The organism is Saccharopolyspora sp. NPDC050389 (assembly GCF_040655595.1).
Classification (GTDB): domain Bacteria; phylum Actinomycetota; class Actinomycetes; order Mycobacteriales; family Pseudonocardiaceae; genus Saccharopolyspora.
In genome coordinates, this window is sequence record NZ_JBFAKG010000181.1 from 1 (window position 1) to 9,655 (window position 9,655).

8 protein-coding genes are annotated in these 9,655 nt (G+C 69.7%); 7 read left to right on the forward strand and 1 reads right to left on the reverse strand.

What is annotated here, in order from left to right:
* The 6 genes from AB0I53_RS48680 to secA form a co-directional block, all read left to right on the forward strand.
* The coding region (locus AB0I53_RS48680) for a hypothetical protein (protein ID WP_358617802.1) at nucleotides 1-276 on the forward strand (276 nt) is incomplete at its 5' end.
* 78 nt (nucleotides 277-354) lie between these two features.
* Nucleotides 355-2,076 carry an MtrAB system histidine kinase MtrB gene (mtrB, locus tag AB0I53_RS48685; protein ID WP_358617805.1) on the forward strand — a complete coding sequence of 574 codons (1,722 nt, stop codon included), beginning with the start codon at nucleotides 355-357 and terminating at the stop codon, nucleotides 2,074-2,076.
* Nucleotides 2,076-3,785, forward strand: a complete 1,710-nt coding sequence (locus AB0I53_RS48690; RefSeq protein WP_358617809.1) for an LpqB family beta-propeller domain-containing protein — start codon at nucleotides 2,076-2,078, stop codon at nucleotides 3,783-3,785. Before mtrB ends, AB0I53_RS48690 begins: the two co-directional genes overlap by 1 nt.
* A 58-nt stretch (nucleotides 3,786-3,843) precedes the next feature.
* Nucleotides 3,844-4,530 carry a ComF family protein gene (locus AB0I53_RS48695; RefSeq protein WP_358617811.1) on the forward strand — a complete coding sequence of 229 codons (687 nt, stop codon included), beginning with the start codon at nucleotides 3,844-3,846 and terminating at the stop codon, nucleotides 4,528-4,530.
* Nucleotides 4,531-4,947: 417 nt separating this feature from the next.
* A complete protein-coding gene (raiA, locus tag AB0I53_RS48700; protein WP_358617814.1) occupies nucleotides 4,948-5,622 on the forward strand; it encodes a ribosome-associated translation inhibitor RaiA in 675 nt (224 codons plus the stop codon).
* Nucleotides 5,623-5,810: 188 nt separating this feature from the next.
* Nucleotides 5,811-8,684, forward strand: coding sequence for a preprotein translocase subunit SecA (gene secA / locus AB0I53_RS48705; RefSeq protein ID WP_358617816.1), 2,874 nt, complete (start codon nucleotides 5,811-5,813; stop codon nucleotides 8,682-8,684).
* Here the strand turns inward: secA and AB0I53_RS48710 are convergent, their stop codons facing one another.
* Nucleotides 8,685-9,041, reverse strand: coding sequence for an Rv3235 family protein (locus AB0I53_RS48710; protein ID WP_358617819.1), 357 nt, complete (start codon nucleotides 9,039-9,041; stop codon nucleotides 8,685-8,687). It abuts the gene before it with no gap.
* 114 nt (nucleotides 9,042-9,155) lie between these two features.
* Between AB0I53_RS48710 and AB0I53_RS48715 the strand changes: the two genes are divergently transcribed.
* A complete protein-coding gene (locus tag AB0I53_RS48715) occupies nucleotides 9,156-9,563 on the forward strand; it encodes an HAD-IA family hydrolase (protein WP_358617822.1) in 408 nt (135 codons plus the stop codon).
* The last annotated feature ends 92 nt before the right edge of the window (nucleotides 9,564-9,655 follow it).

Consider the following 9,655-nt stretch of genomic DNA (forward strand, 5'->3'; position numbering starts at 1 on the left):
GCCGTCGTAGTTCTCGCTCTGCAGGTCGGCCCAGTTGATCGGGATGTCCTGACCGGGCCCGGCGACGTTGATGACGCGAGCAGGCGCCCCGGTTCGATCAGGCCGGAATCTCAGATCCGGTCCGGGATCGCGATTCGAGCCTGCGCGCGGCGCGAGTTGCGGGTGTGGAGCAAGAGGAAACGACTTCGCCTCCGGACGCCGGACTGCTGGCGGGCGGTGATCCGGAACTGCGCACCGGTCGAGGGCACCGGTGTGGGCGGTCGGCCGGGCTTTTGACACAGTTGCTAGCCGGGTCGTAGTGGCGGAGTGGCCCGGGGGACGGTTGCCGTGAGGGTGTGGACGCGTCGAGGCCGCATGGTGCAGCGGCTGATCAGTCGTGTCCGCGAGGAGGTCCGCAGCCGCTGGCGCCGCTTCGAAGCGCTGTGGCGGCGGTCGATGCAGCTGCGCGTCGTGGTCAGCACCCTCGCTCTGTCGATGGCCGTGGTCTTCGCGCTGGGCATGATGCTGCAGTGGCAGATCACGTCGCAGCTGCTGTCCACGAAGGAGACCGCTGCGATCTCGCAGGTCGAGGTCAGCCAGCCGATCTTGGAGCGCGAGCTGACCGCGGTCGACCCGAACGCGGACAACGTCTCCGAACAGCTGCAGGCCGCGCTGAACCGGCTGACGACGACGTCCTCGGGGCAGTCCACCACCGAGACGGTTGCTGGTGCGTTCGAGCCGGTGCTGGTCGACGGGCGAGCGCCGGGCGAACGGTCGCAGCAGCCGTCGGCCGGCCCGATCAACGACGTGCCGCCTGATCTGCGCCAGTTCGTCGAGCGTGGCCAGCTGGCCACCAAGATCACCACCGCGCAGCGGGAGAAGGGCCTGCCCGTCACGATGCTGGCGGTGGGGACGCAGGTGAGCACCGCGACCCGGCCGCTGCAGGTCTACCTGCTGTTCCCGCTGACCGCCGAGCAGAACACCCTCGAGGTCTTGCAGCAAACCCTCCTGCTCGGCGGGCTGGTGCTGCTGGTGCTGGTGGGCGCCATCACGAACCTGGTGACCCGCCAGGTGGTGCGTCCGGTGCGGCAGGCCGCGCAGATCGCCGAACAACTGGCCGAAGGCGACCTGGACAAGCGGATGCGGGTGATCGGCGAGGACGACGTGGCCAGGCTGGCGGAGTCGTTCAACGAGATGGCCGACAGCCTCAAGCAGCAGATCACGCAGCTGGAGGAGTTCGGCCAGCTGCAGCGCCGGTTCACCTCGGACGTCTCCCACGAGCTGCGCACCCCGCTGACCACGGTGCGGATGGCCGCCGACGTGCTGCACGCCTCCCGGGAGCAGTTCCCGCCCGGCCTGTCCCGGTCGACCGAGCTGCTGGTCGACGAGCTCGACCGGTTCGAGCTGCTGCTGGCCGACCTGTTGGAGATCTCCCGGCTGGACGCCGGCGTCGCCGACCTGGCAGCCGAGCCGCTGGACCTCGCCGAGATCGTGGACCGCTCCGTGGAGGCGCTGCGCCCCATCGCCGACACCAGCGGCGTGGCGCTGCGGGTGATCGCCCCGTCCGCGGGCGACCTCACCATCGTCGCCGACGTCCGCCGGGTGGAGCGGATCATGCGCAACCTGGTGGCCAACGCCATCGACCACGCCGAAGGCGGGCCGGTCGAGATCCGCTTCGGCGGCAACGAGCAGGCTGTCGCGGTGACCGTCCGGGACTACGGCGTCGGCCTGCGCTCGGGCGAGGCCGAGCTGGTGTTCACCCGGTTCTGGCGGGCCGACCCGTCCCGGAACCGGCGCACCGGCGGCACCGGCCTGGGCCTGTCGATCAGCCTCGAGGACGCCCGGCTGCACGGCGGTGGCCTGGACGCGTGGGGCGAACCCGGCGAGGGCTCGTGCTTCCGCCTCACCCTGCCTCGTCAGCCCGGCGAGGCCTTCGACGCCAGCCCGCTGCAGATGCCCGGCACCCGCCGGATCGCGGCGCCCGAGGCGCTCCTCGCGGCCAGCGTCGATCCGCCGCAGGACGGCGAGACCGGCGAGCCGGAGTTCCGCGACCGCGGGCCGGCGCGGTTGTCCGAACAGACCTGGGAGGACCAGTGATGGGCGTGCGTCGGGTGGTGGTGCTGCTGGCTGTGCTGCTGTCGGTGTCGGCGTGCGCATCGATCCCGGAGAGCTCGGACCCGAAGGCGATCCGGCCGGTCGACGAGGGCAACGCGACCGCGCCCGTGCCCCCGCCACCGGACGGCGCCGACCCGCTCGCCCTGGTGCGCAGCTTCGTCAACGCGTCCGCCGCCCCGGAGAGCAACCACGAGTCCGCGCGCCAGCACCTCACCCCGGCGGCGCGCCGGAGCTGGGCCCCGGCGCCGGGCCTGCTCATCGTGGACAACGTCGACACGATTCCGACGACGTCCCCCACTCCGCTGCCCGACGGCGTGCAGATGGTCACCGTGCAGGCCGACAAGGTGGGGCGGCTGCTGCCGGACTCGTCCTTCATCCCAGAGGTCGGCGAATACCAGACCCAGGTGCGGGTGGAGCGGCAGCCGGACGAGAAGTGGCGCATCGCGACGCCGCTGCCCGAGATCGTCGCCAGCCGGGGCTCGTTCAGCTCCGTCTACCGGGCGGTCCCGATCTACTTCCTGGACCACGACTCGACGGGCATCGTCCCGGATCTGCGGTACGTGGTGGCGCAACCGGCGAGCACGCTGCCCAGGCGGGTCATCGACCTGCTGACCAGCGGCCCGTCCGCGGGACTGGAATCGTCCATGCACACCGCCATCCCGCCCGGGGTGCACCCGAAGACCAACCCGACCGATCCCGGGGACGGCGCGCTGGAGGTGAACCTCAGCGATCTCGGCGCCATCTCGCGGGAGGACCGCAGGCTGATCGCGGCCCAGGTGGTGTTCACCCTGCAGAGAGTCAACAACGCGCGGGTGCGGCTGAAGGTGGAGGGCGCGCCGCTGCTGCCGGACGGGAAGGATCTGCGGCCGACCGACCTCGGGTCCTACGAGAACAACAACATCGCTCGCCCTGACCTGCCCGGCTTGGTGGTGGTCGACGAGCGGCTGCTGTCCCTGGACAGCGCGCAGCCGATTCAGGGCCCGGCGGGCTCGGGCGAGTACGACGTGCTCAGGGCGGGTCAGTCGCCCGACGGCAGCCATCTCGCGGCGGTCACGCGTGTTCCGGGTGGCGTTGAGCTGCGGATCGGCCGCTACGGCGCGCCCCTGCCCGAACTTCCGGTGCGCGGCGCCGACATGAGCAGGCCGACCTGGCGCGGGAAATCCGAGGTGTGGACCGTTGTGGACGGTCGCAACGTGGTCCGCGCGCTGGACGCCGGGAACAGCTGGGTGTCACGCCAGGTCGACGCCGGGCAGGTGACCGGCGGCGGGCCGATCAGCGATCTGCGGTTGTCCCGCGACGGGACCCGGGTGGCGGCGGTGGTCGGCGGGCGCCTCGTGGTCGCCGGAGTGTCCGATCAAGACGGTCAGGTGATGCTGCAGCGGCCGATCACGCTGCCGTCCCCGCCGGGAGTGCGGATCACCGGCGTCGATTGGCTGCAGGACGATTCGCTGGTGGCGATCAGCGACAGCAACATCACGCCGGTCTTCGAGGTGTCGGTCGACGGGTTCAGCTGGGTCCCGTTCACCGCGGCGAACCTCGGCCAGCCGTTGAAGGCGGTCACGGTCGCCAACCGCGGCCGGGTGGTCGTCAGCGACCGCAGCGGGATCTGGGAGTCCAAGGACACCGACGACGTCTGGTCCCTGGTCCAGGGCTCGATCGGCGGCGGTTCCATCCCGTTCTTCCCGGGCTGAGCGTCGATCCCGACACGCGTCGGTGAGTCGGGACGGCGATCTGCGGCACCATCTGCCGGTGCGCGTTTCCTGGCTCGGTGCGGGGCTTTCCGGCTTGGTCGACCTGATGCTGCCGCTGCGCTGCGCGGGCTGCGACGCGGCGGCCACGGCCTGGTGCCGGGACTGCGCGCGCGAGCTCGGCGGGCTCCGCCGCGTCGAACGGCCGCTGCTCGAAGCCGCCCCGCCGGTGTACGCGCTCGGCCGGTACCGGGGCGCCGCCCGGCGCGCGGTGCTCGCCTACAAGGAGTCCGGCCGCCGCCACCTCGCCGAGCCGCTGGCCCGGCACGTCGCGATCGGGCTGCGCGCGATCACCGCCGAGCACCGGCTCGAACCGGCCTGGTGCCTGGTGCCGGCGCCGTCCCGGACGATCGCCTCCCGCCGCCGGGGCGGCGCGCACATGTCCCGCATCGCGCACCGTGCGGCGGCCGGGCTCACCGCCGCGGGCCATCCCACGGCCGTCGCGGACTGCCTGGTGACCGCGCGCGGTGCCGCGGATTCGGCCGGGCTGGATGCGGCCGAACGAGTGCGCAACCTGTCCGGCCGAGTGCTCGGCCGGACAGGTCGATTTCCGCCACAGGCGGCGCAAGTGGCGCTGATCGACGACGTGATCACGACCGCGGCGACGGTCGCGAGCTGCTTGGCGGTGCTCGGAACCGCAGGCATCGAGGTCGCCGCTGTGCTCAGCCTGACCGCGACGGCCGCCTGAAGCATTCGGGTGGATTGCCGTTACCCGAACAGACTCGGGAACTTCACCTGCCGTCCATTCGTTTTCCCATTGTGAGCAGGCAGGATCCGGTCATCCGGCAGCCCGGCGCGGAGCTACCGCACGTAGCCCCCGATCGGGTGAAAAATAAGGCCGATGAGGCGGCCGGGTTGCGGCCCGCCCGCGGCCGCTGCCTGCTTCGAACGGTGGCAGCAATCACTCTCGGTGGCCGCTTGACTTCGCCCGACAAGGGGGGTGTCACAAATCGGTAAACCGAGCTAACGTGCCACTCAATCCAGCCTACCCAGGCGGGAGGGAAGGAGCGAAAACCCATGTCCCTGGCGCCGGAAGTGAGCTGATCGCCTTCTCGGCGCCGCCGTGCACACCTCGCCTACGGCACGCAAGGAACGGAGGTCGTGAATGGATATCGTCGTCAAGGGTCGCAACGTCGAGGTTCCCGCGCACTACCGGGAGCACGTCAATGCGAAGTTGACCCGGCTTGAGCGGTACAACAAGAAGGCAATCCGGGCAGACGTGGAGCTGTTCCACGAGCGCAATCCTCGCCAGGCCAAGAATTGCCAGCGAGTCGAGATCACGCTGATGGGCAAGGGCACGCCGGTGCGGGCCGAGGCCTGCGCAGGCGATTTCTACGCCGCACTCGACGCCGCCACGACCAAGCTGGAGAGCAGGCTCCGGCGCATGCACGACCGTAGAAAGGTGCACTACGGACAGCACAACCCGACATCCGTGGCAGAGGCGACCGCAGCGATGGCGGACCGGCCCGTTGTGATGGGCCAGTCCATGGCCGAAGGCCGGACCGCGCTACTGGAAGCGCCGCCGGAGGTCGATGAGTACGCCGCCGAAGTCCCGGGCCAGCGGATGGCCGCGGAAAACGGGTACGCCGAACCAGGACGGGTCGTCCGCGAGAAGGAACACCCGGCCGAGCCGATGACGGTTGACCAGGCCCTCTACGAGATGGAACTGGTCGGACACGACTTCTACCTCTTCTCCGACGCAGAAAGCGGTAGGCCCAGCGTGGTCTACCGGAGGAAGGGATTCGACTACGGAGTGATCAGGTTGGCTGACGCGCTATAGGGCGAGTCTGCGCCAACGCCGACCCGAACAGCTGTCCCCCGCGTACCGTGGTTCGCGGGGGACAGCCGCGTGTGGGGGTCCGCCACCCGGACCCGCACCGGATGGCAGGTCCCCACGACCAGCTCTAATACGATGACCGCAAAGCGTCCGTGACGGACGCGTCACGATCAGCTAGTGAGGTCGACCGGATGGTCCTGTCCCGACTGCTCCGCGCCGGCGAGGGCAAGATGCTCAAGCGTCTGCGCAACATCGCGGCGCACATCAACGAGCTTGAAAAGGACATCGTCGCGCTGTCCGACGCCGAGCTGCGGGGCAAGACCGACGAGTTCAAACGCCGACACACCGAAGGCGAATCCCTCGACGAACTGCTGCCCGAAGCGTTCGCGGTGGCCCGTGAAGGCGCCAAGCGCACCCTCGGCCAGCGGCACTTCGACGTGCAGCTGATGGGTGGCGCGGCGCTGCACCTCGGCAACATCGCCGAGATGAAGACCGGTGAGGGCAAGACCCTGACCTGCGTCCTGCCCGCCTACCTCAACGCGATCACCGGCAAGGGCGTGCACGTCGTCACGACCAACGACTACCTGGCCCGCCGCGACGCCGAGTGGATGGGCCGCGTGCACCGCTTCCTCGGCCTGGAGGTCGGCGCGATCCTGGCCGACATGACGCCGGAGCAGCGGCGCAAGGCCTACGCCGCGGACATCACCTACGGCACGAACAACGAGTTCGGCTTCGACTACCTGCGCGACAACATGGCCTGGAGCCTCGCCGACTGCGTGCAGCGCGGGCACCACTTCGCCGTCGTCGACGAGGTCGACTCCATCCTGATCGACGAAGCCCGGACGCCGCTGATCATCTCCGGCCCCGCCGACCAGTCCTCGCGCTGGTACCAGGAGTTCGCCCGGCTCGCGCCGATGCTCAAGCGCGACCAGCACTACGAGGTGGACGAGCGCAAGCGCACCGTCGGCGTCACCGAAGACGGCGTCACGCTCATCGAGGACCAGCTCGGCATCGAGAACCTCTACGAGGCGGCCAACACCCCGCTGGTGGGCTACCTCAACAACGCGCTGAAGGCCAAGGAGCTCTACAAGAGCGACAAGGACTACATCGTCCGCGACGGCGAGGTGCTGATCGTCGACGAGTTCACCGGCCGCATCCTGGCCGGGCGCCGCTACAACGAGGGCATGCACCAGGCGATCGAGGCCAAGGAAGGCGTCGAGATCAAGGCCGAGAACCAGACGCTGGCCACGATCACGCTGCAGAACTACTTCCGCCTCTACGACAAGCTGTCCGGCATGACCGGTACCGCCGAGACCGAGGCGGCCGAGTTCCACACCACCTACAAGCTCGGTGTGGTGCCGATCCCGACGAACAAGCCGATGGCCCGCGCCGACCAGCCCGACCTGGTGTACAAGACCGAGCCGGCGAAGTTCGAGGCGGTCGCCGAGGACATCGAGGAGCGGTACCAGGCGGGCCAGCCGATCCTGGTCGGCACGACCAGCGTGGAGCGCTCCGAGTACCTGTCGAAGCTGCTCACCAAAAAGGGCATCCCGCACAACGTGCTGAACGCGAAGAACCACGCGCGGGAGGCCTCGATCATCGCCGAGGCGGGTCGCAAGGGCGCGGTCACAGTCGCCACCAACATGGCCGGTCGTGGTACCGACATCGTGCTCGGCGGCAACATCGACCACCTCGCCGACGCCGAACTGCGCGGCCGCGGCCTGGACCCGGTGGAGAACCGCGAGCAGTACGAGGCCGAATGGCCCGCGGTCGTCGAGAAGATCACGGCGCAGGTCAAGGCCGAGGGCGAGGAGATCCGCGAGGTCGGCGGGCTCTACGTGCTGGGTACCGAGCGCCACGAGTCCCGCCGCATCGACAACCAGCTGCGCGGCCGCTCCGGCCGCCAGGGCGATCCCGGCGAGTCCCGGTTCTACCTGTCGCTGGGCGACGAGCTGATGCGGCGCTTCAACGCAGCGATGGTCGAGACCGTGATGACCCGGCTCAAGGTGCCCGACGACGTGCCGATCGAGCACAAGATGGTCAGCCGCGCCATCCGCAGCGCGCAGACCCAGGTCGAGCAGCAGAACATGGAGATCCGCAAGAACGTCCTCAAGTACGACGAGGTCATGAACCAGCAGCGGACCGTCATCTACGACGAGCGGCACCGCGTGCTGGCCGGCGAGGACCTGCACGAGCAGGTCATGCACATGCTCACCGACGTGGTGACGGCCTACGTCGACGCGGAGACCGCCGAGGGCTACGCCGAGGACTGGGACTTCGAGAAGCTCTGGACCGCGTTGAAGACCCTCTACCCGATGTCGATCAGCTGGGAAGCCCTCGTCGACGACGAGGAGGACATGTCCAAGGAGCGCCTGCTGGAGCTTGTCATGGAGGACGCGCGCGCCGCGTACGCGAAGCGCGAGGCCGAGGTCGACGGCAAGGTCGGCCCGGGCGCTATGCGCGAACTGGAGCGCCGCGTGGTGCTCAGCGTCCTGGACCGCAAGTGGCGCGAGCACCTCTACGAGATGGACTACCTCAAGGAGGGCATCGGGCTGCGGGCGATGGCGCAGCGCGACCCGCTGATCGAGTACCGCCGCGAGGGCTTCGACATGTTCGGGGCGATGCTGGAGGCGCTCAAGGAGGAGTCCGTCGGATTCCTGTTCAACGTCCAGGTCGAGGCGGCCGAGCCGCAACCCGAGCCGGAGGCGCCGGCCGTGCCGGTGTCGGTGAGCCAGGTCGGCAGCGGCACGCCGGACGTGCCCCAGACCCCGCAGCCGACCGCCCAGCCCGCGCCGCAACCGAGGCCCAAGCGAGCCCGGCCCGCGTCCGCCGGCCCGGCGTTGAGCCAGCTCGCCACCGCGGGCGACGGCGAGCAGGTCCCGTCAGCGTTGCGCGGCAAGGGGCTCGACTCGCCGAAGCAGCAGGGCCTGAGCTACTCCGGACCGAACGAGGCCGGCGGCGTGGACACCAGCAGCGACGACGACCAGGGGCCGGAGTCGCGCGGCGGCACTCGCCGTGAGCGCCGGGCGGCCGCCCGAGCCGAGGCGAAGAAGAAGAAGCGCTGATCAGACCAGGGACAGCAGCGTGCACACCCAGTGCCCGTTGTCCTGTTCCACGCGCAACACCAGGGCCCGGACCCGGTAGTGCGTTCCGACGATCATGCAGGCCTCCACCGCGCAGTCGGTGACCAGGCAGGCGTGGACGGATCGCAACCGGTAGTCCGGGCTTTGTGCTGCGTGCAGCCGGGTAGTGAGCAGCAGCCCGGCCACTTGCGGCACCAGGTGCTCGCGCACCTGGTGCAAGGCCCGGCGCCCGGCCAGCGCGTCGAAGACCTGCTCGCCGATGAACCCCGCGACGGCGGAGGCGCTGATCTCCGCCACCGCCCCGGCCGGCGGCGTTTCGATCGACAGCACTGCGGTCATGGCGCCTCCAGGCGGTCGGTGATCTGGGCTCCCGCATAACTGAGGAACTTGTGGTCCGGATCCGGTCACCTTCGGCCCCGGAACGCCCCGATCGTGTGAGCTAACGTGCGGCTCGTGGATCTCAAGGGACTACTGCTGGACTACGCCGGGGTGCTCGACGATCCGGGCGATGAACCGTCCGGCACACCGCCGCTGCTGGATGTCGCCCGACGCATCCGCCGAGCCGGGATCGGCACCGCGCTGGTGTCCAACGCCAACGGGCTCGCCGATCCGGGCCTGACCGAGCTGTTCGATGCCGTGGTGCTGTCCGGGGCGGTCGGAGTGGCGAAGCCGAGCCTCGAGATCTACCGGCTGACCGCGCGCAGGTTGGGCCTGGAACCGCGGCAGTGCGTCTTCGTCGACGACCTTCCCCGGAATGTGTCCGGCGCGGTCGAGGCGGGCATGGTCGGCGTCCACCATCGCGACGTCGCTTCGACGGTCACCGAGCTGGCCGCGCTCTTCGAGCTCGAAATCCGCCTTTGACCTGGTGTTTTGTTGCTTAAGGGGGGGTGGTTTCAGGGGGTGTTTTGGGGGTGTGTAAATTTATCCAAGTCAGAGCGACACGGGCCGGGAAA